Raw genomic sequence first — 24,611 nt, forward strand, 5'->3', positions numbered from 1 at the left:
ACCATCTTTCGCTCATCCGGTCGCGACGGCCGCTTCCGCTATCCCTTTCGCGGCTAAAGCCGCTCCTACAGCGCTCCTACAAGGGCAGCAGGTAGAAGGCGTTGCAGCCGCCGTGCCCGGTGGCGCCCATCGGGCCGGGGATGCGCTGGAAGCCGGTGCGTTCGTATAACTTCTTGGCGGCATCCATGCCGCGCAGGGTTTCCAGGTAGCACTCGCGGAAGCCGATGCCGCGCGCGGCATCGAGGCAGTGCCGCATCAGCGCGCTGCCGGCGCCGAGACCACGCAGCGCGGGCAGGAAATACATCTTGCGCAGTTCGCACACGCCCTCGCCGCCGCCGACCAGCGGGGCGACGCCACCGCCGCCCATCACCACGCCGTCGCGTTCGACGACGAAATACGCGCAGCGCGGCTCCGCATAGGCTTTCGACAGCCAATCGACTTCCGGATCGTTGATCGCGAAACCGTCGCCGGTGGCGCCGAATTCCGGCATGACGGTGCGGATGACGCGCGCCATTGTGGCGTCGTCGGCGGAAGTGATGCTGCGGATGAGGAAGTCCATGGGGAGAGTCTAGTCGAGCTTTCGTGCCGGCGTGAACGAGCGGGAAATTTTTTCCTTTCCCGTCTCAACAATCACCGTCATCCCGGCTTGAGCAGCTCCGCTGTTGAAAGCCGCCGGAATGATGGTGGAAGTTCGCTGAGATGATGACGAAAAAACAGGTGTAGGCAGCAGCGCTCACCCTGAGTGTCGACGGATATATTCCTCGATCTTCGTGGGCGGCAGCGGTTCGCTGTAGAAAAGACCTTGGCCGCGATTGATGCCCAGGCCGAGCATGAAATCGCGTTGCGCTTCGGTTTCCACACCCTCGGCGACGATCGAAAGCCCGAGGCCGCGGGCCATGCCGGCGACGGCCTGGCAGATCGCGACATCGGAGACATCGCCGGGTACGCCTTCGAGGAATTGCCGGCTCAGTTTCAGTCCCTGGATCGGCAGGCGACGAAGATAATTGAGCGCGCTGTAGCCCTCGCCGAAATCATCGATCACCACGCCGACACCGAGCTTGCGCAGGGTGGCGAAGGTGGCGAGCGTGTCGGGGGCATCCTCGATCAGCACGCGCTCGGTGATTTCCAGTTCCAGCGCCGACCCCGGCAAACGGTATTTTTCCAGGGCGCTCGCGACGACCTGCGGCAGTTCCTCGCCAAGAAACTGCCGGTACGAAACATTCACCGTCACCCGTTCGATGGCCAGGCCAGCCTCGCGCCAGGCGCAGATCTGCGCGCAGGCCGCACCGATCACCCAGGCGCCGATGCGCACGATGTCGCCGGTGGCTTCGGCCTGGGGAATGAAGCTGTCCGGCTGAATTTCTCCGAGCGTGCGATGACGCCAGCGGATCAATGCCTCGGCGGCGTAGATGCGACCGTCGTGCAGGGATACCAGCGGTTGGTACAACAGATGGAATTCGTCGTTGTCCAGCGCCTTGCGCAGCTGCGCCTCGATCTGCAGCCGATCCTGCTGGCGGCGGGCGAGGCCTGGATTGAAGCGTTGCCAGGCATTCCGGCCGCGACGCTTGGCGTGATACATCGCGGCATCGGCGTTGCTGAGCAATTCCTCCGGGTGACGGGCGCCGTCCGATGCGCAGGCAAGGCCGATGCTTGCGGTGATCGAGAAATCCTCGTCGCCGACGCGGAAACTTTCCGCGAAAACTTCGGTGATGCGTTCGGCGAGTTGTTCCGGGGTTTCGCTGCGCAATGCCGGATCGAGCACCACCAGGAATTCGTCGCCGCCAAAACGCGCCAGCGCCGCGTGATCGCCGACCACGCGGCGCAGGCGCTGCGCCGCCGCGATCAAGGCCAGATCGCCGGCGCCGTGGCCGAGCACGTCGTTGACCATCTTGAATCGATCGAGGTCCACGTAGAACAGCGCGGTATCGGCGTCGGCGCGCGCCAGCCGCGCAGCGATCTCGGACATCATGCCATCGCGGTTGAGCAGGCCGGTGAGCGGGTCGGTGCGCGCCAGCACGCGCAGGCATTCCTCTTCCTGCTTGCGTGCGGTGATGTCCTGCACGGTGCCGGTGATGCGCGTGGCCATCGCGCCGCGACCTTCGGCCTCGCCGATCATGCGTGCCCATAGCGCGCTGCCATCGGGGCGATACCCGAATACTTCCAGATCGAAGCTGCCGCCTTCATTGAACAGGCGCGCGACCGCGGCCTCGACCGCGGGGCGATCCTGCGCGGTGATCAGCGATATCGCATCGGGCAGGTCGATCGGCGGATCGTTCTCGCGGCCGATGATGCGCAGCGCTTCGTCAGTGAGATACAGACGGCCACGTGCGGCATCCCACTCCCAGCCGCCGATGCGCGCCAGTGCCTGCGCGCGATCGAACAACGCACTGTCGCGCTTGAGCGCGGTGACGTCGCTGAACATGGTGAGTACCTGGTGCGGTTGACTCGCGCCTGCGGCGTATTGCGGCACCGAGGTCACCGACAGCCAGCTCAGTTGCTTGCTCTGCTGGTGATAGAGGCCGAGCAGCGTGCTCTCGATGGTCTTGCCGGTATGCAGCGCGCGGATCGGCGGCATGTCGTCGAATGGAATCTGTCGCCCGCGTTCGTCAACGACCAGCCATCGGGAAAAATGCAGCGCGTCGGCGAGGCTTTCGCCATGATCGATGCCGAACATGCGCAACGCGGCGGGATTGCCCGACAGGATGCGACCGCCGTGGTCCTGGATCAGGATGCCCTTGTCGATGCTTTCCATCAGCTGCCAGTAACGCTGCTCGGCTTCATGGCGGCTGCTGAGATCGCGCGCGACCGCGACGATGTGGCGCACGCCGCGATCGTTGAACGCCGCCGAGTGCACCTCGACCGGGAAACGGCTGCCGTCGGCGCGCATGTTGTTGACTTCGATGACGTAGCTGGCGCCGCGATTGAGCGTTTCCAGCACCGGCCCCATGTGGTCGCGCGGAAGATCGGGATTGATCACATGCACGAGCCGGCCGACGAGTTCGCCGCGTGGCCGGCCGTAGGCATCGAGCCCGGCCTGGTTGAGGTCGATGATGCGGCCGTCGTCGTCGATGATGCTGACCGGATCGGGCAGGGCGTTGAACAGGCCTTCGTAGCGGATGCGCTCGGCCTGCGCGTCGCGGATCATCGCGGTGATCGCCGCGATCGCCGCGGTCAGGCGTGTCGCCGCGCTGTCGGGAAGATCCTTTTGCGCAAGCAGGCGGCGCAGATCGGCGAGGGCGAGTTCGGCGCGAACCACCGCATCGCCGGGGATGGCTGGGTATTCGTCATCGGATCGACTGTCGCTTCCGCCCATGGTCGCCGTCCCTCTGCGGGCAGGTTAGCACCAGCGATTGCTCAAGTGCTGCTGCGCGCCTTCGCCACCTTGCTGCCGGTGTCACGATGCAGCAGGCCGGACAGCCAGACGCCGGTTTCGATGAGCTTGTCCAGGTCGACACCGGTGCGCAGGCCCATGCCTTCGAGCATGTAGACGACATCTTCGCTGGCGACGTTGCCGCTCGCACCTTTCGCATACGGGCAACCGCCAGTGCCGGAGACGGCGGAATCGAGGACGCGCACGCCTTCCTCGATGCAGGCCAGGATATTGGCCAGCGCCTGGCCGTAGGTGTCGTGGAAATGCACGGCCAATGCCGACATCGGTACTTCCGCGGCGACGGCATGCAGCATCGCGCGCGCTCTCGCCGGCGTGCCGACACCGATGGTGTCGCCCAGCGAGATTTCGTAGCAGCCGAGGTCATGCAAGCGCTTGGCAACGCGCACGACGTCGGCGACCGGCACCTCGCCTTGATACGGACAGCCAAGCACGGTGGACACATAACCGCGCACTTTCACGCCGTCGCTTTTTGCGCGTGCAAGCACGGGCAGGAAACGCTCGATGCTCTCGTCGATCGAAGCGTTGATGTTCTTGCGGTTGAAAGCTTCGGAAGCGGCGGTGAAGATCGCCACTTCGCTCGCGCCGACGCTGCGTGCGCGTTCGTAGCCCTGTTCGTTCGGCACCAGCACCGGATAGCTGACGCCGGTCTTCTTCGCGATGCCGGCGAATACTTCCGCGGCATCGGCGAGTTGCGGCACCCACTTCGGGCTGACGAAGCTGGTCGCTTCGATCGATTGCAGGCCGGTTTGCGACAGGCGATCGATCAGCGCGATCTTGTCGCTGGCGGCGATGATCGTCTTCTCGTTCTGCAACCCGTCGCGCGGGCCGACTTCGACGATGCGGATACGGTCGGTCATTTATTTCTTGCCCGCAGCTGGTGCCTTGTCGCGCGTGAGGATCAACCAGGGTGTGGTTTCGAAGAGTTCCGGATGCTGCTTGAGGATGGCGGCGATCTGTTTGGCATTGCCGGCGATCTGGTTGTGGAAGGTGGGTTCCTTGGCGGCTTCGGCGGGCTTGTCCGCGGATGCGTCGGCGTCCTTTGCCGGCGCATCTTCCTTGACGGACGTCGCAGCGGCCGTCGATGTGGAGGACATCGGTTTGTCGTTTTCGACATCGGTATAACCGGGCAGTGATTTACCGGCGAGCATTTCGTGCACCTTGCGGTGATCCGGCGGGTAGATTCGGATCTCGTCGCCGCTGCGCGAATAACGCATCAGTTCCATCCCGCAATGATCGGATTGCGGGCCGATGCAATCGGCTTTCTCGCCGACGTTCGCGAAACGCAGGAACTGCCCCGCGCGCGTCGTCACCAGCGTGATCGCATGTTTCTCGTGCTGGGTCTTTTCCGGATCGATGAAGGTCAGGTCGGTGCAGTCGGCATTGATCTCGACCCAGTTTTTTTCCTCGGGCGTCTTGCTGCCGGGCGAGGTCACCTGCCAGCGCCCCGGCCAGGCAGCATCGCAGGTCGTGGTCTTGCCGGTCGGAAGAGATTCGAACAACGTGGTGGAACAGGCGCTGCTGCCGACGATAAGCGCGAGCAGCAGCGACGCACGGAAGACATCACGCGATTTCATGTCCGTCACTCCTTGAGTTTCACCAACACTGCATCGGCTTCGACGAAATCGCCGGCCTGCACCTGGATCGCGTCGATCACGCCGGCGCGCGGAGCCTTCAGCGACAACTCCATCTTCATCGCCTCCATCACGCCGATTTCCTGGCCTTCGGTCACGGCGTCGCCGGCCTTGACCTTGATCAGAACGATACGCCCGGGCATCGGTGCCAGCACGCGGTCGCCGCTGCCAGCGGCCTGCAGCGTATCGGCGAGGAAGGCGGGCAGGCGCGAGAGCGTGCAGCGGCGCGTGCCGTCATGCAGGAAGACGCGTTCGGTTTCGGCGTGGCTACGGAAGCGTCGGGTCTCGCCATCGATCTGCGCGGACAGGACGCCGCGGGACACCAACGCGCGTTCGACACTGATCTTGCTGCCGCCGTTTTCGATCAAATAATTGCCGCCGCTGCCATGCGCGACGACTTCGATGCGCTCGCCGCGCCAGCCGAAGCACAGCAGGCGTTGGCCGGCGTGGCCGAGCCGCCAGCCATCGGCGATCGCCCAGGGCGAGGTCGGGTCGCTCGATACCGCCGCGCGCGCGCGCGTCGCCGCTTCATCGTGCAGCAGGCAGGCAGTAACGACGGCGGCGAGCGTGGCGGCATCGGGCGCCACCGCGACCGGCATCACTTCCTCGAGATGCTTGTCGAGATAGCCGGTGTCGATGCGGCCTTCGACCACCACAGGATGCCGGATCAGTTGTTCGAGGAATTCGATATTGGATTTTGGACCGACGATTTCGCAATCGGCGAGCGCCTCGCGCAGACGTGCGAGCGCACTGGCGCGATCGATGTCCCAGACGATGAGCTTGGCGATCATCGGGTCGTAGAAAATCGTGACGGTGTCGCCGGCGATCACGCCGCCGTCGAGACGCACATGCGGGTTTGGGATTGGCAGGCGCAGCGCCTCGAGTTTGCCGGAACCGGGCAGGAAACCTTTTTCCGGATCTTCGGCATACAGCCGCACCTCCATCGCGTGGCCGCGATGTTCGATGGCGTCTTGCGTCAGTGGAAGCGCTTCACCGGCGGCGACGCGCAACTGCCATTCGACCAGATCGAGCCCCGTCACCAGTTCCGTCACCGGATGTTCGACCTGCAGGCGCGTATTGATTTCCATGAAATAGAAATCGCCGTTGGCGCCGACGATGAATTCGACGGTGCCGGCGTTGACGTAGTCGATCGCTTTCGCGGCCTGCACGGCAGCGGCGCCCATCTGCAGTCGGCGTTCCGGTGTAAGGAAAGGCGAGGGCGATTCCTCGATGATCTTCTGGTAGCGGCGCTGCGCGGAACATTCGCGTTCGCCCAGGTGCAGGGTCTGTCCACGGGAATCGGCGAACACCTGGAATTCGATATGGCGCGGCGTTTCGATGTAGCGTTCGAGCAGAACGCGATCCTTGCCGAAAGCGTTTTTCGCTTCGCGCTGGCAGGACTCGAGCGCGGCGTTGAATTCGCCGCCGGCGCGCACGATGCGCATGCCTTTGCCGCCGCCGCCATGCGCAGCCTTGATCATCAGTGGATAGCCAATGCGGTCGGCTTCGCGCTGCAGCAGCGCGGCATCCTGGTCTTCGCCGGTGTAGCCCGGCACCACCGGCACGCCGAACGAAGCCATCAGATCCTTGGCGCCGGCCTTGCTGCCCATCTTGCGCATCGACGCGGCTTTCGGGCCGATGAAGACGATGCCGGCGTTTTCCGCTGCTTCCGCGAAGTCCGCATTTTCGGAGAGAAATCCGTAGCCGGGGTGAATCGCCTGCGCACCGGATTGTTTGGCGACGGCGATGATCGCATCGCCACGCAGATAGCTTTCCTGTGGGCGCGGGCCGCCGATCGGATACGCCTCGTCGGCGAGACGCACATGCTGCGCACCGGCATCGGCCTGCGAATACACCGCGACCGTGCGGATGCCGAGCTTGCGGCAACTGCGGATGATGCGGCAGGCGATTTCGCCGCGATTGGCGATCAGGATCTTGTCGAACAAGACGGTCATCGCGAGGTGTTCCCGCAGGCGAGGCGATGTTCGGTGGCGAGATTCATGGCGTTCCTTCGCAGGGTTTCATTCGGGGCTGTGGCAGACCGCTTCGATATTGTGGCCGTCGGGATCGATCACGAACGCGCCGTAGTAGTTGGCGTGATAGAGCGGTCGCAGGCCGGGCGCGCCGTTGTCGGTGGCGCCGGCGGCGAGTGCGGCGACGTGGAAGGCATCGACCTGCGCGCGTGTGTTAGCGGCGAAACAGACATGCAGGCGGCCGCGCAATGCGTCACCGCTGCCGATCCAGAACTGCGGCCGGCTCTGCAGGCCGAAGCCGGCGTGCGAGTCGCTGCCGCCGGTCATTTCCGGCGTGACTTCCATGACCAGGCCGTAGCCCAGCGGCGTCAGCACATGTGTGTAGAACGCTTTGCTCTTGCGGTAATCGGAAACCGGCAAACCGATGTGATCGATCATGGCGTGCTCCTATTGGCACCACGGAGGGGAATTTTTCGCTAGGAAAGCGCCAAGGCCTTCCTGGCCTTCCGCGGATACGCGTAGCCTGGCGATCAATGCGGCGTTGTCGGCATCGATGCGCATCGCCGATTCCAGTGTGTTGCCAGCCGTGCGCAGCGCCAGTTGCTTGGCTTCGCGCTGCGCGATCGGGCCGCCCTTGCCGAGCCAGTGCAGGGAGCGATCGACGGCCTCATCGAGTTGCGCGGCGTCGACGCATTGGTGCAGCAGGCCGATGCGCGCGGCTTCGACGGCATCGAACACCTCTGCGGTCAGGAACATCCGGCGAGCGTGACGCGCACCGATCGCGGCGATCACATACGGCGAGATCACCGCCGGCACGAGACCGAGTTTTACTTCGCTGAGCGAGAATTTCGCGCCATCGACGCCGATGGCGATGTCGCAGCAGGCGATCAGGCCGACGCCACCGCCGTAGGCCGAGCCGTTGACGCGCGCGATGGTCGGTTTGCCCATGAAGTTGAGCGTGCGCATCAATGTCGCCAGGCGCAGGGAATCGGCGAGATTGTCGGCTTCGCTGGCGCTGGCCATGCCGCGCATCCAGTTCAGGTCGGCGCCGGCGGAGAAGGTCGAGCCGGCACCGGTCAGCACCACCGCGCGGACAGCGGTATCAGCATCGAGGCGGGTCAGCGCCTGGGTCAGGTCGGCGATCAGGCGTTCGTCGAAGGCGTTGTGCACCTCCGGACGCTGCATCGTGACGCGGGCGACGCCGCCGCGCTGGTCGATCTGGATCGATTCGGACATGCAGGAAACCCGTCGCGCCGGAAAGTCCGAATGATAGCTGGAATGCTTGTTCAGCCTGGCGCGTGGGCGGGTCGCCAAATGCCCTCAGATCAGTATAATGAGAACTATTCTTATTTGACGGGTGGTCTGGCCGTGCGTCTTTCCGAGCTTGCCAAGGGTGCTGCCGCGGTGGTTGAGGATGTGGAGAACACGCAGCTTGGCGATGGCATCGCCAAGCGCCTGCGCGATCTGGGCTTCGTGAAAGGCGAGCCGGTGCGCATCGTCGCATTCGGCCCGCTTGGTGCCGAGCCGGTGCTGGTGCAGGTCGGCTACACGCGTTTCGCGCTGCGGCGTAGCGAAGCGGCGCGGATACGCGTCGTGGTCGAGGCCTGAGCGATGACCGCGATGCGCGTCGCCCTGGTAGGAAATCCGAACTGCGGCAAGACCGCGCTGTTCAACCAGCTCACCGGCAGCCGGCAGAAAGTCGCCAATTACGCCGGCGTCACCGTCGAGCGCAAGGAAGGCCGGATCACCGCGCCGTCGGGCCGCGTGTTCACGGTGCTCGATCTGCCCGGCGCCTACAGCTTCGATGCCGCCAGCCCCGACGAGATGATCACCCGCGATGTCTGCCAGGGAAATCATCCGGGCGAGCCGGCGCTGGATCAGATCGTCTGCGTCGCTGATGCCACCAACCTGCGTCTGCATCTGCGCTTCGTGTTGGAAGTGCGCCGCCTCGGCCGGCCGATGGTGCTGGCGCTGAACATGATGGACGCGGCGCGCAAACGTGGCATCGCCATCGATATCGAACAACTTTCGCAGCGCCTCGGCATCCCGGTGGTGGAAACCATCGCGGTGCAACGCGGCGGCGCCGAAGCGCTGGTGCGCCAGCTCGATGGCGCGATTCCGCACGTTGCCGCGGTCGAGGCCGATCCCGCGGCCGATCTGCACGCGCAGGTGCGGCAGCTGCTCGCCGATACCGTGGTGATGCCGCAGCGCACGGCGGCGATCGATGAGGCGATCGATCGCTGGGCACTGCATCCGGTCTGGGGCCTGGCGATGCTCGCGGTGGTGATGTTCCTGATTTTCCAGGCGGTGTTTTCCTGGGCGGCGCCGGTGCAGGACGGGATCACCTGGTTGTTCGAAATGCTGGGCCAGAATCTCGGCGCGGTCATGCCTGACGGCCTGCTCAAGGGTTTGCTGGTCGATGGCATCATCGCCGGCCTCGGTGGCGTTATCGTGTTTCTGCCGCAGATCCTGATCCTGTTTTTGTTCATCCTCGTGCTCGAGGAATCGGGTTATCTGCCGCGCGCGGCCTTCCTGCTCGATCGCACGATGTTCTCGGTCGGCCTGACCGGACGCTCGTTCATTCCGTTGCTGTCGAGTTACGCCTGCGCGATCCCCGGGATCATGGCCACGCGCAGCATCCAGGATCCGCGCGACCGCCTGACCACCATCCTAGTCGCGCCGTTGACCACATGCTCGGCGCGCCTGCCGGTGTACACGCTGCTGATCGGTGCGTTCATTCCGCGCCAAAGCATCGCCGGTGTGTTCAACCTGCAGGGCATGGTGTTGTTCGCGCTGTACGTGCTCGGCATCGTCAGCGTGCTGGCGGTGGCCTGGGTGATGAAGCATCTGCGCCGCGACAAAAGCGAACACGCCTTGTTGATGGAGCTGCCGTCGTATCGCGTGCCCAACGCCCGCGACGTGGCGATCGGTCTGGTCGAGCGCGCGATGATTTTCCTGCGCCGCGTCGGCGGCATCATCCTGACGCTGACCGTGCTGCTGTGGTTTCTGCTCAATTTCCCGGGTGCGCCAGTCGACGCGACGATGCCGGCGATCGACTACAGTTTCGCCGGCCGTATCGGCCACGCGTTGCAGACGATATTCGCGCCGATCGGTTTCAACTGGCAGATCTGCATCGCGCTGGTGCCCGGCTTGGCCGCGCGCGAAGTCGCGGTGTCCTCGCTGGCCACGGTGTATGCAATCTCGGCGGGCGGTGACGTTGCCACGCAGCAGCTGGGCACGATCATCGGCGGGCAGTGGTCGCTGGCGACCGCGCTGTCGCTGCTGGCCTGGTACGTTTTCGCACCGCAATGCCTGTCGACACTGGCGGTGATCCGCCGCGAAACAAACTCCTGGCGCAATGTCGCGATCGCCGCCGGCTATCTGTTTGCGCTGGCTTATCTGGCTTCGTTCCTGACTTACCAGATCACGAGCTGGCTGACATGAGCGCATCGCTGCAACTGCTGATCGTCGCGGTGATCGTCGGCGTTTTTGCCTGGCGCGCATTCAAACGCTATGCGCCGAAAACGGCCTGGCGATTGCAGGCGTCATTGTCGTATCAGTTCGAGCGTGCAGGGCGACCGTCGTGGTCGCGTGCGATCGGCCGCTGGCTGCGCCCGCTCGAAACCGTCAGTGGCGATGGCTGCGGCAGCGGTTGTTCGAGTTGCGGTGGCTGCGCTACGAATCCGGTCGCGAAAACCGATCCGCTGAGCATCCAGTTGCGGTCCTGAGTTGCGCCGTACGCGAAAGCCGAGTTCTTTGACTTTGTGATCGTAATCGCGCGCGATGCGCAGGCTACATGCGGAACACACCGAAGTTCGATTTCTCGATCGGCGCGTTGAGCGCGGCGGAGAGGCCGAGGCCGAGGACGCGGCGGGTGTCGACGGGGTCGATGATGCCATCGTCCCAGAGGCGGGCGCTGGCGTAGAAGGGATGGCCCTGGCGTTCGTACTGATCGCGGATCGGGGCTTTGAAGGCTTCCTCTTCGTCGGCAGTCCAGGTTTTCCCGGCAGCTTCGATGCCATCGCGCTTGACGGTCGCGAGCACCGATGACGCCTGTTCGCCGCCCATCACGCTGATGCGCGCATTCGGCCACATCCACAGGAAGCGTGCACCGTAGGCGCGGCCGCACATCGCGTAATTGCCGGCACCAAAACTGCCGCCGATCACTACGGTGAATTTCGGCACGTGCGAGCAGGCAACGGCGGTGACCATCTTCGCGCCGTCTTTAGCAATGCCGGCGTTCTCGTATTTCTTGCCGACCATGAAGCCGGTGATGTTCTGCAGGAACACCAGTGGGATGTTGCGCTGGTTGCACAGTTCGATGAAGTGCGCGCCCTTGAGCGCGGATTCGGCGAACAGAATTCCGTTGTTGGCGATGATGCCGACCGGGTAGCCATGGATATGCGCAAAGCCGGTGACCAGGGTCTTGCCGTAGCGCGCCTTGAACTCCTGGAATTCCGAACCGTCGACGATGCGCGCGATGATCTCGCGAATGTCGAACGGTTTGCGGGTGTCCTTGGGAATGATGCCGTACAGATCGCCGGCGGCATGCGCCGGTTCGCGCGAAGGCTGGACGGCGACGGGCAGGATTTTCTTGCGATTGAGATGGGCAAGGATGTCGCGGGCGATCGCCAGCGCATGCGGATCATTTTCGGCGAGGTGGTCGGCGACGCCGGAAATGCCGGTGTGGACCTCGGCACCGCCCAGTGATTCGGCATCGACGACTTCGCCGGTCGCGGCCTTCACCAGCGGCGGGCCGCCGAGGAAGATCGTGCCCTGGTTGCGCACGATGATGCTTTCGTCGCACATCGCCGGCACATAGGCGCCACCGGCGGTGCAGCTGCCCATCACTACGGCGATCTGCGGGATGTTGCGCGCCGACAGCTGTGCCTGGTTGTAGAAGATGCGGCCGAAGTGTTCGCGATCGGGAAAGACTTCGTCCTGCAGTGGCAGGAAAGCGCCGCCGGAATCGACGAGGTAGACGCAGGGCAGGTGGTTTTCGAGGGCGATTTCCTGCGCGCGCAGGTGTTTTTTCACCGTCATCGGGAAATAGGTGCCGCCCTTGACGGTGGCGTCGTTGGCGACCACGACGATTTCCTGGCCGTGCACGCGGCCGATGCCGGTGATCACGCCGGCGCAGGGCGCCTGGCCTTCGTACATGCCTTCGCCGGCGAGGGCGGAAAACTCCAGGAAAGGCGAGCCGGGATCGAGCAGGGCGCTGATGCGCTCGCGCGGGAGGAGCTTGCCGCGTTCGGTGTGCTTGGTGCGGGCCTTGTCGCCACCGCCGAGCGCGATTCGGTCGAGCGCGCCGTCGAGTTCGGCGACCAGGGATTTCAGGGTGTCGGCGTTGTCGAGGAAGTCCGGGCTGCGCGGGTCGATCTGGGACGAGAGGACGGGCATGGGATATCGCTCGATGGCGGAACGGTGAAGTTTAAGCGCCTGCCTCCGATGCGCCTAGCCGCGATGCGTCCCGGCTGGACGTCGGGCATGAAAAAAGCCGCCGACTTGCGTCGGCGGCTTTCATGTTTTCAACCGAAGTCGAAAGACGATTACTTCTTAGCCTTGCCGTCTTCAGCCTTCATGTCAGCAGCGGCGTCCTTCACGGCGCCAGCGGCGTCGGTGGCGGCAGCAGCGGCGTCCGTGGCAGCGCCAGCGGCCGTGGTGGCAGCGTCGGCAGCAGCGGTGGTCGCGGTAGCAGCGGCGTCGGTCGCGGTGGCGGCGGCGTCGGTGGTAGCGGTAGCGGCGGTGGCAGCAGCGTCGGTCGCAGCGGCAGTAGCGTCGGTGGCGGCGGTAGCAGCGGTGGCAGCGGCGTCGGTCGCGGTGGCAGCAGCGTCGGTCGCGGTGGCAGCGGCGTCGGTAGCCTGGTCAGCCGGCTTGGTGCAGGCGGTCAGGGCCAGGCCAAGGGCCAGGGCGAGCAGGGTTTTGTTCAGGGACATGGTGATTCCTCGTCTAGACGTTAACGTTTGTTAATAACAAAACGTGCGCGAAGGCGCACGTGGCGGACATGATGACAAACTCTTTGCGTTAGTCAAGATATTTGTTGCAGACAGCGATTATGGCGCTTAGGCAAGTTCGATGGCAATCGCCGTCGCTTCGCCGCCGCCGATGCACAGTGCCGCGATGCCGCGCTTGCCGCCCCGGCGCTGCAGGGCATGCAGCAAGGTCACGATCAGCCTGGCGCCACTGGCGCCGATCGGGTGGCCGAGGGCGCAAGCGCCGCCATTGACGTTCAATTTTGCGTGCGGGATGCCCAACTCGCGCATCGGTGCCATCGCAACTGTCGCAAAGGCTTCGTTGACCTCGAACAGGTCTATCGAGTCGACGCTCCAGCCGGTCTTTTCCAGCAACTTGCTGATTGCGCCGACCGGTGCGGTGGTGAACCACTCCGGCTCCTGCGAATGGGTGGCGTGCGCCACGATCCGCGCCAACGGCTTCAGTCCACGCCCCTTGGCCTGGTCGCCGGAAACGAGGACCAACGCGGCGGCGCCGTCGTTGATGCTCGATGAGCTGGCCGCAGTGATGGTGCCGTCCTTCTTGAAAGCCGGTTTCAGGCTGGGAATCTTGGCGATGTCGCAGCGGCCAGGCTGTTCATCGCTGTCCACGATCACGTCGCCCTTGCGGCCGCTTACGGTCACCGGTGCGATTTCGTCCTTGAACGCGCCGTCAGCCTGTGCGGCGAGCGCGCGACGGACGGATTCGGCGGCGAAGGCATCCTGCTCCTCGCGGGTAAAGTTGTACTTGCTGACGCAAAGCTCGCCGAAAACGCCCATCGGCTGCTTGTCGTACGGGTTGGTCAAGCCATCCCAGGCCATGTGGTCGAGCATCTCGGCGCTGCCGAAGCGGATGCCGGTGCGGGAGCCGTTCAACAGGTGCGGGGCATTGGTCATGCTCTCCATGCCGCCGGCAACCACCGCATCGGCCGAGCCAGCCTTGATCAGATCGTGGCCCAGCATCACCGCTTTCATGCCCGAGCCGCAGACCTTGTTGATCGTGGTCGCGCCAGCCGAGAGCGGCAGACCGGCGGCGATCGCCGCTTGGCGGGCCGGTGCCTGGCCGAGGCCCGCCGGCAACACGCAGCCCATGATCACTTCCGATACCGCTTCGCCCGGCAAACCCGACTGCGCCAGCGCTGCACGGATCGCCGTGGCGCCGAGCGTGGGCGCGGGAACACCGGTGAACTGACCGAGCAGGGAACCGAGGGCGGTGCGCTTGGCACCGACGATGACGACATCAGACATGACGACTCCGGATGGGTAGCTGGCCGTAGGGCAGCCGAACGGGGTAAACACTGATTATCCCACGCCCGCGCTGCGTGGTGAGAGGCGAATCGGACAGGGTTGGCGGATATCTTGGTCCGTAGGAGCGACGCAAGTTGCGAACGCCGTGACGTCTGCACGAATCGCGACTTGCGTCGCTCCTACAGGAGCTCGAATATTAGCTGGCGTTACTGTTTGTCTTCGAACAACTCACGGCCGATCAGCATGCGGCGGATTTCGTTGGTGCCCGCGCCGATCGCATACAGCTTGGCGTCGCGCAGCAATCGGCCAGTCGGATACTCATTGATATAGCCGTTGCCGCCCAGCGACTGGATCGCTTCCAGCGTCACCTGCACAGCAGCTTCCGAGGCATGCAGCAGGCAACTGGCGGAATCCACGCGCGAGGCGCGGCCAGCATCGAAATCGCGCGCCACCTGGTAGGCGTAGGCGCGGGCGCTCTGCAGCGCGGTGTACATGTCGGCGATCTTGCCTTGCATCAGGCCGAAGGTGCCGATCGCCACGTCGAACTGTTTGCGTTCGCGCACATAGGGCAGGGTGATGTCGAGCGCCGCCTGCATCAGTCCGAGTGGGCCACCGCTGATCACCAGGCGTTCGGTGTTCAGGCCGCGCATCAGTACCTTGACGCCCTGGTGAACTTCACCGAGCACGTTTTCGGCGGGGATCTCGCACTGGTCAAACACCAGTTCGCAGGTGTTGGAACCGCGCATGCCGAGCTTGTCGAGTTTTTGCGCGGTGGAAAAGCCCTTCATGCCTTTTTCGACGATGAAGGCGGTCATGCATTTGCTGCCTGCATCCTTGCCGGCGGTGCGCATGTAGACGACCAGCACGTCGGCCTCAGGGCCATTGGTGATCCACATCTTGCTGCCGTTGGCGACCCAGGTGTCGCCGCGCTTTTCCGCACGGCAGGTCATCGAGCCGACCACGTCCGAGCCGGCGCCCGGCTCGCTCATCGCCAGCGCGCCCTTGTGTTCGCCGTTGCACAGTTTCGGCAGGTATTTGTGCCGTTGCGCCTCGTTGCCGTTGGCGAAGAGGTTGGACACGCACAGGTTGGAATGCGCGACATAAGACAGGCCGACCGAACCCGAGGCGCGAGAAATTTCCTCCATCGCCACTAGATGCGCGAGGTAGCCCATGTCGCTGCCACCGTATTCGGAGGGAACGGTGATGCCGAGCACACCGAGATCTCCGAGCTTGCGCCACAGGTCGGCGGGGAAAAGATTGTCGTGGTCGATCTGCGCGGCGCGCGGCGCGATCTCGCTGTCGGCGAAGCGGCGGACCGCGTCGCGGAGGGCATCGATATCGTCGCCGAGGGGGAATGCGCGCATGGATTGTCCGTTCGTTGTTAGCGGTGAGCAGTGAACAGTGAGCGGGAAAGGCTGGGGTACGCGGCGAACGGAATCGCTTTCCGCTCACCGCTCACCATTCACTGCTCGCCAAGCATCAATTGCCGCGACGCCCCTGGAAACGCGGTGCCGTCTGGCCAAGATGCGGCAGGCGCAGCTTCCCGATCGTGGCGATGCGCTCTTCGGCCATGCGGTCGGCGGCCTTGTAGGTCGGGATGTTGTCGCGCTTGCTGATCTCGAAGATGCGACCGAGGTTGAAGTAGATCGTACGCAGCATGCGCATCGCGCGCTCGCGGTTGTAGCCGTCGATTTCCAGCGAGACGTTCATCAGGCCGCCGGCATTCACCGCGTAATCGGGTGCGTACAGGATGCCCTTGCGCATCACCTCGTCGCCGATCTCGTCGGTGGCCAGCTGGTTGTTGGCGGCGCCGCAGATCACCTGGCATTTCAGGCGCGGCAACGTGTTGGCGTTGACCGTGCCGCCGAGCGCGCAGGGCGAGTAGACGTTGGCGTCGGTGTCGTAGATCTGGTCGGCGGCGACGGCTTCGGCACCGTGGTCGTCGACCGCGCGCTGCACCAGATCCTTGTTGATGTCGGTGACGAAGACCTTGGCGCCTTTTTCGCGCAGCAGCTTGACGAATTCCATGCCGACGTGGCCGACGCCCTGCACCGCGTAGCTGTACTTGCCGACGTCCTCGTTGCCGAACTTCACCTGCAGCGCGGCCATCAGGCCCTGCATCGTGCCGTAGGCAGTGAACGGCGAGGGATCGCCGGAGCCGCCATGCACCTGGTGCACGCCGGTGACGAATTCGGTTTCGCGGAACACGTATTCCATGTCGTTGACGTCGATGCCGACGTCTTCAGCCGTGATGTAGCGGCCATTGAGCGAGTTGACGAAGCGACCGAACGCGCGGAACAGCGCCTCCGACTTGTCCTTGCCCGGGTCGCCGATGATCACGCCCTTGCCGCCGCCGAGATTCAGGCCGGACACCGCCGCCTTGTAGGTCATGCCGCGGCTCAGGCGCAGCACATCGTTGAGCGCGTCCTGTTCGGTCGCGTAAGGCCACATGCGCAGGCCACCGAGGGCCGGGCCGAGCACGGAGTTGTGGATGGCGATGATCGCCTTCAGTCCGGCGTCCTTGTTGTGGCAGAAAATGACTTCTTCGTGACCGGTTTGGGCGAGGGTTTCGAAAATCATGGCGAGCTCCGTGCTTGCGTGCGCCGAATCGAACCTGGGCGGCGCCCCGGTTCGACTTCGAAAAACGTCTGCAAGTGTTTGAAATTCAGGAAATTGTCGGGTCCAAGCCAAGGCCGCGGGGGCGCTTGGCGCGGCGTAGTGTAAAGCAATCACTCTAGTCGGGGGCTCGTGCCGCAGGTCGGGGAGGGCGGTAAAAGGCCTGGCCGCTTTTGCAAAGCAGCCCCGTTCGCCTCCTTGCCTGGCCGCTTTGTCTCTCCCCGGAAACCGGCTGGCACAAAACCCTTGAGCAGGGATTCGGCGGCCGCACTCCGGCCGCCTTTTTTTGTCCGCGATTTGCCGGCATTGATCCGCCGTCACCCGGGTTTTCACATACCGCCTGCACACCTCGGTGGTTGAATGAGCGCCCGCTCTCTTGCTGGTTGGCCTGCGTGACACTTGCTACCGCCCTCGCCGACCCACCCACGATCTCCGACGAAACCATCCTGCAGCGTCTGCTTCAGCGCATCGTCAACCGCGATTGCGAAGCCCTCGGCCAGCTCTACGACCTCAGCCTGGGCCGCATCCATGCGGTGATCTTCCGGGTACTGCGGCATCCGGGCGATGCCGAGGAAGTGGTCAGTGATCTTTATCTGCAGGTCTGGGAAAAAGCCGGCGACTACTTGCCCGCTCGCGGCTCGGTCATGGCCTGGATGCAGAACATGGCCTGGAGCCGCGCGGTCGATCGCCTGCGCCGTGGCCGCCGTCGTGCCCGCGACATCTCCCTGCATCCGGAGTCGGGCGAGGACGCGTATGCAGATTGTGAAGGCCTCGATGCGGCGCAAGTCGCCGAAGCCTGGAGCTCCGCCAAGGCCGTGCAGGCAGCCCTCGCCAGGTTGAGCGAGGTCCAGCAGCGCGTCCTGCGATTGGCCTTCTATCAAGACATGACCCATCAGGACATCGCCCAGTTGACCGACTTGCCTTTGGGTACCGTCAAATCGCATGCGCGCCGGGGCCTGGCGGCGTTGCGTGCGGCGCTGGTCGAACACGGCCTGAAACATGACTGATCCGCGCGCCGACGACGCCATCCTGCTGGCCGCGCTGGCGGGAATCCTGCCGGAGAGGCAGCCTGATCCCGATACCGCCGCGCGTTTGCGCGCCGCGTTGTTGGCGCGCATCGGCGCCGGCGGCGCTGCCGTCGTGCACGTCATCCGGAGAGAGCAGGGCGAATGGCGGACGTTGTTGCCCGGTGTCGAGATCAAATCGCTGCGCCGCGACGACAACAGCGGCACCCAGACCACGCTGTGGCGCGTGCAGCCGGGTGCGCGCGTGCCGCCGCATGTGCATTCGCACGAGGAGGAGTGCCTGGTGCTCGAGGGCGTGATCGTGCATGACGGCATCGAATATTTCGCCGGCGACTATTTGCTGGCTCGGGCTGGCGATCGACACCAGGCATTCGAGGCGCCGCAGGGCGCGCTGTTCCTGATCCGCGGCGAGCTCGTGCCGGAGCCTTCGGCATTCGTCGGTCCGCGGCGTTGACAGCGTTGCATCCGACGGGCGATTTTTCGCGTAAACAGGAGGTCGCGGTCCGCCGCGCCATTTCAACCAGGGGAGTTTCCATGTCGACCGTCAAACGTGCCGTTCTGCTTGCCTTGCTTTGCCTGCCCTTGTTCGCCCTGGCGGATGATTTGAAGCCCGGCTATCCACCGGTGCGCACCCGCGACGGCATCCTCGTCGATCTCAAGGGGCGCGGTCTCTACACCTTCGATGGCGACCCTATCGGCAAGAGCAAATGCATCAACCAGTGCCGCCTGCTCTGGCCGCCAATCACGGCCGAGGCCGATGCCAAGCCCATGGGGTCGTTCACCGTACTCGATCGTGGCGATGGTTCGCGGCAATGGGCTTACAAAGGCAAGCCCTTGTATCGCTGGGCGTCCGACAAGAATCGCGGCGATGCCGGTGGTGAAGGCGTCGCCGGGGTCTGGCATCTCGTGCATATCGCGCTCCCGGCCGCCACGGCCCCCGCGCCGCCGCCCGCATCGGCCTCCGCGCCCACCACACACTGATTTATCGGGGCCAGACCATGATCCGAATACCTCACGCGCGCAGCCTGCTGCGCACGTCGATTTTTCTCGCCCTGAGCGCAGCGTCGCTGCCGGCATTTGCCGACGATGCCGAGCCCGCAAACATCAGCGGCAAGTTGCTGCTCACTGGCGGCGTCAGCCAACTCGAGGGCGCGGCCGGCGGTGGTCTCACGCCCTGGGCGGTGATCGGCGGGAATGAAGATCGCGACCAGATCGGCGCGAATGCCTTCTACACGCACGTCAATGTTGGCGCCTACCACCTCGACGATTACGGCGCGATGATCGGCTTCCACGATCGCGTCGAACTCAGCATTGCGCAGCAGAAATTCAACACCGAAAACGTCGGCACCGCACTCGGTCTCGGTCGTGGCTACACCTTCCAGCAGAACGTGGTTGGCGTGAAAGTTCGTGTCGCTGGCGAGGCGGTGCTCGACAGCGATCGCGCGCTGCCGCAGATCTCGATCGGCCTGCAGTACAAGAAAAACAACCAGGCCGGTACGCTGGCCTACATCGGCGCGAAAGACGATTCCGGCGTGGATTTCTACGTTTCCGCCAGCAAGCTCTATCTCGGCCAGAACCTGCTGCTCAACGGCACCTTGCGTTTCACCAAAGCCAACCAGATCGGCATTCTCGGTTTCGGTGGTGATCTGCACGACAACTACCGCCCGCAGCTGGAACTCTCGGCGGCGTATCTGCTCAACCGCCACGTCGCGATCGGTGCCGAGTACCGCATGAAGCCCGACAACCTCGGCATCGCCAAGGAAGACGACTGGTACGACGTTTTCGTCGCTTATGCGCCGAACAAGAACCTGTCCCTGACCCTGGCCTACGCCAATCTCGGCAACATCGTCACCGAAGACCATCAGCGCGGCCTCTACGCCTCGGTGCAGGTCGGTTTCTAAGGAGTTTCCATGATCCGTATCGATTCCCTGCGTCTGCGTTTCGCGCTCGCCTTCGCCCTGTCCGTCGCTGTTTCCGTGCCGGCATTCGCGCAGAGCACGCCACCGGTATCGCCGGCGCCGCCCACCAGCGCAGCCGCTGCCAGCGACGCCGACATCCCCGTCGACAACGAACCCGCTGCGCCCGCCGACACGACGCCGCTGCGCGATCCCACCGCCGCCGATCCCGCGCCTGCCGATCCGTCGCTGTTGCCGGTGTACAAGGCTTTCGGCGAAAAGCCAGGCCTGATCGCGCTGATGGACGATCTGATGCGCGGACTGCTTGCCGATCCACGCACCAAACCGTTCTTCGAAAATGTCGACCAGGAAGGCGTCAAGAAACATCTGGTCGAACAGTTCTGCGTGATCCTCGGCGGCCCCTGCACTTACACCGGCCGCGACATGAAGACCGTGCACGCGCATCTGGACATCGACCGCAGCAATTTCAACGCGTTGGTCGAAGACCTGCAGGTCGCGATGAACAAACGCCACATCCCTTTCCACGCGCAGAACAAGCTGCTCGCAAAACTCGCGCCGATGCACCGCGAGATCGAAACCCGTTAACCGATTCCTTTGCTTCACTTTGGGCAGGCCCGCTTCGGCGGGCTTTTTTTCGCTCGTGATCCATTGTTCCCGTAGGAGTGATGGCAATCGCGACAAGGCCTGCCATGACGCCAGCGCCGTCGGCATTTCCCGTCGCGATTGCCATCGCTCCTACGAAACCCCCTCTCGGAGGGGTGAGGGGCCACCCGGATTCGCCCCGCGCTACAATCGGGATCTGTCCGTACCCAAGACCCCTTGACCGGGGAAAACAGCCATGAGCACCGCCGCCAACCATCTGCCCGACGCCGACTCCCAGACCGAACGCAGTCCGCTGCGTTTCGTCACCGCCGCCAGCCTGTTCGACGGCCACGACGCCGCCATCAACATCATGCGTCGGCTGATCCAGGCGCAGGGCGCGGAAGTCATCCACCTCGGCCACAACCGCAGCGTCGAGGATGTCGTCCGCGCCGCGCTGCAGGAAGACGCCGACGGCATCGCGCTCTCGTCCTACCAGGGCGGGCACGTCGAATATTTCAAATACATGGTCGACATGCTCAAAGAGCGCGGCGCCTCGCACATCCGCGTGTTCGGCGGCGGCGGCGGCACCATCACGCCGGAAGAGATCAAGGAACTGCAGGACTACGGCGTCGAGCGCATCTACCACCCCAACGACGGCATGCAGATGGGTCTGGTCGCGATGATCGAGGATCTCGTCGCGCGTACGCGGCGCGGCCGGGAGACGAGAGACGGGAAACGGGAGAAGGGCATGCCCGAGCTTCCGTCAATCGACGATGAGATCGCCGTCGGTCGTTATCTGTCTCGCATTGAACAGGGCGAATTTACCGACGCCGAACTGGCGATGTTGCGCAAGGCCTGGGCAAATCCACGCCTCCCATCTCCCATCTCCCGTCTCCCCGCCCCCGTCATCGGCCTCACCGGCACCGGTGGCGCCGGCAAATCGTCGGTCACCGACGAGATCATGAATCGCTTCCTGCAAAGCTTCCCCGAAATGCGCATCGCGGTGATCTCGGTCGACCCGACCCGCCGCCGCAGCGGTGGCGCCCTGCTCGGCGACCGCATCCGCATGAACTCGCTGCGCAGCCCGCGCATCTTCATGCGCTCGATGGCCACGCGTCGCCAGCACGTCGCCACCAATATCGTGCTGAAAGACTGCATCGCGTTCCTGAAAGGGCAGGGCTACGACCTCGTGCTGGTCGAAACCGCCGGCATCGGCCAGTCCGATTCCGAAATCGTCGATCTCGTCGATTTCCCGGTCTACGTGATGACCAGCGATTTCGGCGCGCCCAGCCAGCTGGAAAAAATCGACATGCTCGACTACGCCGAGCTGATCGTGCTCAACAAGTTCGACAAGCGCGGTGCCGAAGACGCCTTGCGCGACGTGCGCAAGCAGTGGAAGCGCAATCGCGTCGCCTTCATGGTCAAGGACGAAGACGTCCCCGCGTATCCCACCATTGCCAGCCAGTTCAACGACCCCGGCGTGACCTGGATGTTCGTCAATCTCTGCCGCCTGCTGCGCGAAAAATTGCATGTAGGAGCGATGGAAATCGCGACCGACATCAATGCAGGAGCGACGCCAGGCACGACCGACGTCAATGTAGGAGCGACGCAAGTCGCGACCTCCCGCAAAGACAGCAGCCCAGGCAAGAACGACGCGGTCGCGACTCGCGTCGCTCCTACAGCATCACGCTGCGATTTCAATCCGCACTTCGACACCTCGCTGAAAGAGCCGCGAGCCACCGTGCTCATTCCGGGTGCACGCACGCGCTACCTCGCCGAGATCGCCGAGCAGGGCAGGGCGATCAACAGCGGCATCGACAAGCAGGCCGAAGCCGCCGACCGTGCGCAGTCGTACTGGCAATCGTTGAAAGATATCGGTGACGAAAAATTGCCGCCCATGCTCGGCCTCTACGATGCCGCCGACATCGCCATCAATCTCGTCGCGCCCGCCACCGCGTCGCCCGCGGGTAGCAGCGACATCGGCGCCAACTACCAATCCGGTGCCGATCGCCGCAGCTATCAGGGCGATCGCCGCAAGATCAAATTCAAGTGGGAGCAGAGCCGCAGCGACGATGACGTCGCAGGAGCGGGCATGACCGCGACTTCCGCCGCCGATCAAAATCAGAAAGGCATCGCGACTCGCGTCGCTCCTACAGCGGCAACGGTAGATCGCAGCCTGCTTATCCTCCGCCAACGCTACCAGGACGCGGTCAAGGCACTCAGCGCCGACGCCGTGCATCTGCTGCGCGAATGGCCGGCGCGTCTGAAGTCGATCACCGATGACGTGACCGAATACGAAGTGCGCGGCAAGGCGATCAAGGTCGAAAATTACCGGCAGTCGCTGAGTCACCAGAAGATTCCGAAGATCGCCGCGCCCACGTACAAATCCTGGGGCGAGTTGCTGACCTTCCTCATGAAGGAAAACCTGCCCGGCGCCTATCCGTACACCGGCGGCGTGTATCCGTATCGCCGCGTCGGCGAGGATCCGATCCGCATGTTCGCCGGCGAAGGCACGCCCGAGCGCACCAATCGCCGCTTCCATTACCTCAGTGTCGGCCAGCCCGCCGCGCGTCTGTCCACCGCGTTCGACTCGGTCACGCTGTACGGCGAAGACCCGGCGATGCGCCCGGACATCTACGGCAAGGTCGGCAACTCCGGCGTCAACATCGCCACGCTCGACGACATGAAAAAGCTCTACTCGGGCTTTGATCTGTGCGCGCCGACCACGTCGGTATCGATGACCATCAACGGCCCGGCGCCGATGATCCTGGCGATGTTCATGAACACGGCCGTCGATCAGCAAGTCGAGAAATACCTCAAGGCGGAGCCCGCGCGCTGGTCTGCTGCAGAAAAAAAGATCAAGGAATTTTTCAAAGGCAAGAAAGCCCCGACTTACGATGGCGAACTGCCGCCGACGAACAACGGCCTCGGTCTGGCGCTGCTCGGCATCACCGGCGATCAGCTGCTTGAACCTGAGGTCTACGGCAAGATCCGCGCCGAGACGCTGTCCACCGTGCGCGGCACCGTGCAGGCCGACATCCTCAAGGAAGACCAGGCGCAGAACACCTGCATCTTCAGCACCGAGTTCGCGCTGCGCATGATGGGCGACATCCAGCAGTTCTTTGTCGACAACAAGGTGCGCAATTTCTATTCGGTGTCGATCAGCGGTTATCACATCGCCGAAGCCGGCGCGAATCCCATTTCTCAATTGGCGTTCACTCTCAGCAACGGCTTCACCATCGTCGAGTACTACCTCGCGCGCGGCATGAAGGTCGACGACTTCGCGCCGAACCTGAGCTTCTTCTTCAGCAACGGCATGGACCCGGAATACACCGTCATCGGCCGCGTCGCCCGGCGCATCTGGGCGCGCGCGATGCGCGAGCGTTACGGCGCCGACCCGCGCAGCCAGATGATGAAGTACCACATCCAGACCAGCGGGCGATCGCTGCACGCGCAGGAAATCCAGTTCAACGACATCCGCACCACGCTGCAGGCGCTGTACGCGTTGTTCGACAACTGCAACAGCCTGCATACCAACGCCTACGACGAAGCGATCACCACGCCGACCGAAGAAAGCGTGCGCCGCGCTGTCGCCATCCAGATGATCATCACCAAGGAACTCGGCCTGAACTTCTGCGAGAACCCCTGGCAGGGCAGCTTCATCGTCGACGAGCTCACCGACATCGTCGAGGAAGCCGTGTACAAAGAATTCGAAGCGCTATCCGAACGCGGCGGCGTGCTCGGCGCGATGGACACCATGTACCAGCGCGGCAAGATCCAGGAAGAGTCGATGTACTACGAGCATAAGAAGCACGATGGCTCGTTGCCGTTGATTGGCGTGAATACCTTCCTGCCCAAGGAACACGGCGGCGAAATCGCCACGACGATCGAACTGATCCGCAGCACCGAACCCGAGAAGGCGCAGCAGATCGACAACGTCAAGACGTTCCAGACGCTGCGCAATTCACTGCCGACTTCCTTCCAAGCAACTTCCTCCTCTCCCCCCGGGAGAGGGCAGGGTGAGGGAGCTTCTTCCGCAACTGGCCTCACCTACCTCCAAACCACCGCCCGCGACCGCAAGAACATCTTCGCCGCATTGATGGAAGCAGTGAAGACGCACTCGCTGGGCCAGATCAGTCACGCGCTTTACGATGTCGGTGGCGAATATCGCCGCAATATGTGATCGAAATGAAACAGGTCGCGGGCCGTCTCCGCGACCGCCGAGGTGGAGCGTCAGCA

At 64.0% G+C, this 24,611-nt stretch carries 21 protein-coding genes; 9 read left to right on the forward strand and 12 right to left on the reverse strand.

Annotation, left to right across the window (positions count from 1 at the left end; all coding sequences use genetic code 11):
• Positions 1-76: 76 nt before the first annotated feature.
• The 7 genes from VKM35_RS01435 to VKM35_RS01465 all read right to left on the reverse strand — a co-directional run bounded on the left by VKM35_RS01435 (position 77) and on the right by VKM35_RS01465 (position 8,231).
• Positions 77-559: a GNAT family N-acetyltransferase gene (locus VKM35_RS01435; protein ID WP_324317593.1), complete on the reverse strand. Its 483-nt coding sequence runs from the start codon at positions 557-559 to the stop codon at positions 77-79.
• Between the two features lie 174 nt (positions 560-733).
• A complete protein-coding gene (locus VKM35_RS01440; protein WP_324317595.1) occupies positions 734-3,313 on the reverse strand; it encodes a sensor domain-containing protein in 2,580 nt (859 codons plus the stop codon).
• A gap of 41 nt (positions 3,314-3,354) precedes the next feature.
• Complete coding sequence (locus tag VKM35_RS01445; RefSeq protein WP_324317597.1) at positions 3,355-4,248, reverse strand: hydroxymethylglutaryl-CoA lyase; 894 nt, start codon at positions 4,246-4,248, stop codon at positions 3,355-3,357.
• Entirely contained in the window at positions 4,249-4,965 is a 717-nt protein-coding gene (locus VKM35_RS01450; protein WP_324317599.1) for a hypothetical protein, read from the reverse strand.
• A 5-nt stretch (positions 4,966-4,970) separates the two neighbouring features.
• A complete protein-coding gene (locus VKM35_RS01455; protein ID WP_324317653.1) occupies positions 4,971-6,968 on the reverse strand; it encodes an acetyl/propionyl/methylcrotonyl-CoA carboxylase subunit alpha in 1,998 nt (665 codons plus the stop codon).
• 75 nt (positions 6,969-7,043) lie between these two features.
• Complete coding sequence (locus tag VKM35_RS01460; RefSeq protein WP_324317601.1) at positions 7,044-7,433, reverse strand: VOC family protein; 390 nt, start codon at positions 7,431-7,433, stop codon at positions 7,044-7,046.
• A gap of 9 nt (positions 7,434-7,442) precedes the next feature.
• A complete protein-coding gene (locus VKM35_RS01465) occupies positions 7,443-8,231 on the reverse strand; it encodes an enoyl-CoA hydratase/isomerase family protein (RefSeq protein ID WP_324317603.1) in 789 nt (262 codons plus the stop codon).
• 132 nt (positions 8,232-8,363) lie between these two features.
• Between VKM35_RS01465 and VKM35_RS01470 the strand changes: the two genes are divergently transcribed.
• From VKM35_RS01470 to VKM35_RS01480, 3 genes are read left to right on the forward strand one after another with little or no spacing between them, the layout of a single operon-like run.
• The gene (locus VKM35_RS01470) at positions 8,364-8,603 is read left to right on the forward strand and encodes a FeoA family protein (protein ID WP_324317605.1); all 240 of its coding nucleotides are present in this window, start codon (positions 8,364-8,366) and stop codon (positions 8,601-8,603) included.
• A 3-nt stretch (positions 8,604-8,606) separates the two neighbouring features.
• Positions 8,607-10,439, forward strand: coding sequence for a ferrous iron transporter B (feoB, locus tag VKM35_RS01475; RefSeq protein WP_324317607.1), 1,833 nt, complete (start codon positions 8,607-8,609; stop codon positions 10,437-10,439).
• Entirely contained in the window at positions 10,436-10,723 is a 288-nt protein-coding gene (locus tag VKM35_RS01480) for a DUF6587 family protein (protein WP_324317609.1), read from the forward strand. The genes feoB and VKM35_RS01480 overlap by 4 nt, the downstream gene beginning before the upstream one ends.
• A gap of 64 nt (positions 10,724-10,787) precedes the next feature.
• Here VKM35_RS01480 and VKM35_RS01485 read toward each other — a convergent pair whose 3' ends face one another.
• The 5 genes from VKM35_RS01485 to VKM35_RS01505 all read right to left on the reverse strand — a co-directional run bounded on the left by VKM35_RS01485 (position 10,788) and on the right by VKM35_RS01505 (position 16,813).
• On the reverse strand, positions 10,788-12,395 hold the full coding sequence (locus VKM35_RS01485; protein ID WP_324317611.1) for a carboxyl transferase domain-containing protein: 1,608 nt from the start codon (positions 12,393-12,395) through the stop codon (positions 10,788-10,790).
• 149 nt (positions 12,396-12,544) lie between these two features.
• Entirely contained in the window at positions 12,545-12,931 is a 387-nt protein-coding gene (locus VKM35_RS01490; RefSeq protein WP_324317613.1) for a hypothetical protein, read from the reverse strand.
• 126 nt (positions 12,932-13,057) lie between these two features.
• Positions 13,058-14,233, reverse strand: coding sequence for a thiolase family protein (locus VKM35_RS01495; protein WP_324317615.1), 1,176 nt, complete (start codon positions 14,231-14,233; stop codon positions 13,058-13,060).
• Between the two features lie 206 nt (positions 14,234-14,439).
• Positions 14,440-15,597: an isovaleryl-CoA dehydrogenase gene (locus tag VKM35_RS01500; protein WP_324317617.1), complete on the reverse strand. Its 1,158-nt coding sequence runs from the start codon at positions 15,595-15,597 to the stop codon at positions 14,440-14,442.
• 115 nt (positions 15,598-15,712) lie between these two features.
• Positions 15,713-16,813 carry a Glu/Leu/Phe/Val dehydrogenase dimerization domain-containing protein gene (locus tag VKM35_RS01505; protein WP_324317620.1) on the reverse strand — a complete coding sequence of 367 codons (1,101 nt, stop codon included), beginning with the start codon at positions 16,811-16,813 and terminating at the stop codon, positions 15,713-15,715.
• Positions 16,814-17,241: 428 nt separating this feature from the next.
• Here VKM35_RS01505 and VKM35_RS01510 point away from each other — a divergent pair, with 428 nt between their 5' ends.
• The 6 genes from VKM35_RS01510 to VKM35_RS01535 all read left to right on the forward strand — a co-directional run bounded on the left by VKM35_RS01510 (position 17,242) and on the right by VKM35_RS01535 (position 24,555).
• Positions 17,242-17,856, forward strand: a complete 615-nt coding sequence (locus VKM35_RS01510; protein ID WP_324317622.1) for a sigma-70 family RNA polymerase sigma factor — start codon at positions 17,242-17,244, stop codon at positions 17,854-17,856.
• Positions 17,849-18,328 carry a cupin domain-containing protein gene (locus VKM35_RS01515; RefSeq protein ID WP_324317624.1) on the forward strand — a complete coding sequence of 160 codons (480 nt, stop codon included), beginning with the start codon at positions 17,849-17,851 and terminating at the stop codon, positions 18,326-18,328. Before VKM35_RS01510 ends, VKM35_RS01515 begins: the two co-directional genes overlap by 8 nt.
• Positions 18,329-18,408: 80 nt before the next feature.
• Complete coding sequence (locus VKM35_RS01520) at positions 18,409-18,855, forward strand: hypothetical protein (RefSeq protein WP_324317626.1); 447 nt, start codon at positions 18,409-18,411, stop codon at positions 18,853-18,855.
• 17 nt (positions 18,856-18,872) lie between these two features.
• Positions 18,873-19,775 (forward strand): DUF3034 family protein, encoded by a 903-nt coding sequence (locus VKM35_RS01525; protein WP_324317627.1) that lies wholly within the window; start codon positions 18,873-18,875, stop codon positions 19,773-19,775.
• 9 nt (positions 19,776-19,784) lie between these two features.
• Positions 19,785-20,375 (forward strand): group 1 truncated hemoglobin, encoded by a 591-nt coding sequence (locus tag VKM35_RS01530; protein WP_324317629.1) that lies wholly within the window; start codon positions 19,785-19,787, stop codon positions 20,373-20,375.
• A 253-nt stretch (positions 20,376-20,628) separates the two neighbouring features.
• A complete protein-coding gene (locus VKM35_RS01535) occupies positions 20,629-24,555 on the forward strand; it encodes a methylmalonyl-CoA mutase family protein (protein ID WP_324317631.1) in 3,927 nt (1,308 codons plus the stop codon).
• Positions 24,556-24,611: the final 56 nt, after the last annotated feature.

It is taken from the genome of Arenimonas sp. (assembly GCF_035312645.1).
Classification (GTDB): Bacteria; Pseudomonadota; Gammaproteobacteria; order Xanthomonadales; family Xanthomonadaceae; genus Arenimonas.

Coding starts and splice junctions, on each gene's coding strand:
- VKM35_RS01440 (WP_324317595.1), bottom strand. CDS start 3,313: ATGGGCGGAAGCGACAGTCGATCCGATGACGAATACCCAGCCATCCCC.
- VKM35_RS01525 (WP_324317627.1), top strand. CDS start 18,873: ATGATCCGAATACCTCACGCGCGCAGCCTGCTGCGCACGTCGATTTTT.
- VKM35_RS01450 (WP_324317599.1), bottom strand. CDS start 4,965: ATGAAATCGCGTGATGTCTTCCGTGCGTCGCTGCTGCTCGCGCTTATC.
- VKM35_RS01435 (WP_324317593.1), bottom strand. CDS start 559: ATGGACTTCCTCATCCGCAGCATCACTTCCGCCGACGACGCCACAATG.
- VKM35_RS01500 (WP_324317617.1), bottom strand. CDS start 15,597: ATGCGCGCATTCCCCCTCGGCGACGATATCGATGCCCTCCGCGACGCG.
- VKM35_RS01445 (WP_324317597.1), bottom strand. CDS start 4,248: ATGACCGACCGTATCCGCATCGTCGAAGTCGGCCCGCGCGACGGGTTG.
- VKM35_RS01485 (WP_324317611.1), bottom strand. CDS start 12,395: ATGCCCGTCCTCTCGTCCCAGATCGACCCGCGCAGCCCGGACTTCCTC.
- VKM35_RS01480 (WP_324317609.1), top strand. CDS start 10,436: ATGAGCGCATCGCTGCAACTGCTGATCGTCGCGGTGATCGTCGGCGTT.
- VKM35_RS01520 (WP_324317626.1), top strand. CDS start 18,409: ATGTCGACCGTCAAACGTGCCGTTCTGCTTGCCTTGCTTTGCCTGCCC.
- VKM35_RS01530 (WP_324317629.1), top strand. CDS start 19,785: ATGATCCGTATCGATTCCCTGCGTCTGCGTTTCGCGCTCGCCTTCGCC.
- VKM35_RS01505 (WP_324317620.1), bottom strand. CDS start 16,813: ATGATTTTCGAAACCCTCGCCCAAACCGGTCACGAAGAAGTCATTTTC.
- feoB (WP_324317607.1), top strand. CDS start 8,607: ATGACCGCGATGCGCGTCGCCCTGGTAGGAAATCCGAACTGCGGCAAG.
- VKM35_RS01515 (WP_324317624.1), top strand. CDS start 17,849: ATGACTGATCCGCGCGCCGACGACGCCATCCTGCTGGCCGCGCTGGCG.
- VKM35_RS01490 (WP_324317613.1), bottom strand. CDS start 12,931: ATGTCCCTGAACAAAACCCTGCTCGCCCTGGCCCTTGGCCTGGCCCTG.
- VKM35_RS01460 (WP_324317601.1), bottom strand. CDS start 7,433: ATGATCGATCACATCGGTTTGCCGGTTTCCGATTACCGCAAGAGCAAA.
- VKM35_RS01465 (WP_324317603.1), bottom strand. CDS start 8,231: ATGTCCGAATCGATCCAGATCGACCAGCGCGGCGGCGTCGCCCGCGTC.
- VKM35_RS01495 (WP_324317615.1), bottom strand. CDS start 14,233: ATGTCTGATGTCGTCATCGTCGGTGCCAAGCGCACCGCCCTCGGTTCC.
- VKM35_RS01535 (WP_324317631.1), top strand. CDS start 20,629: ATGAGCACCGCCGCCAACCATCTGCCCGACGCCGACTCCCAGACCGAA.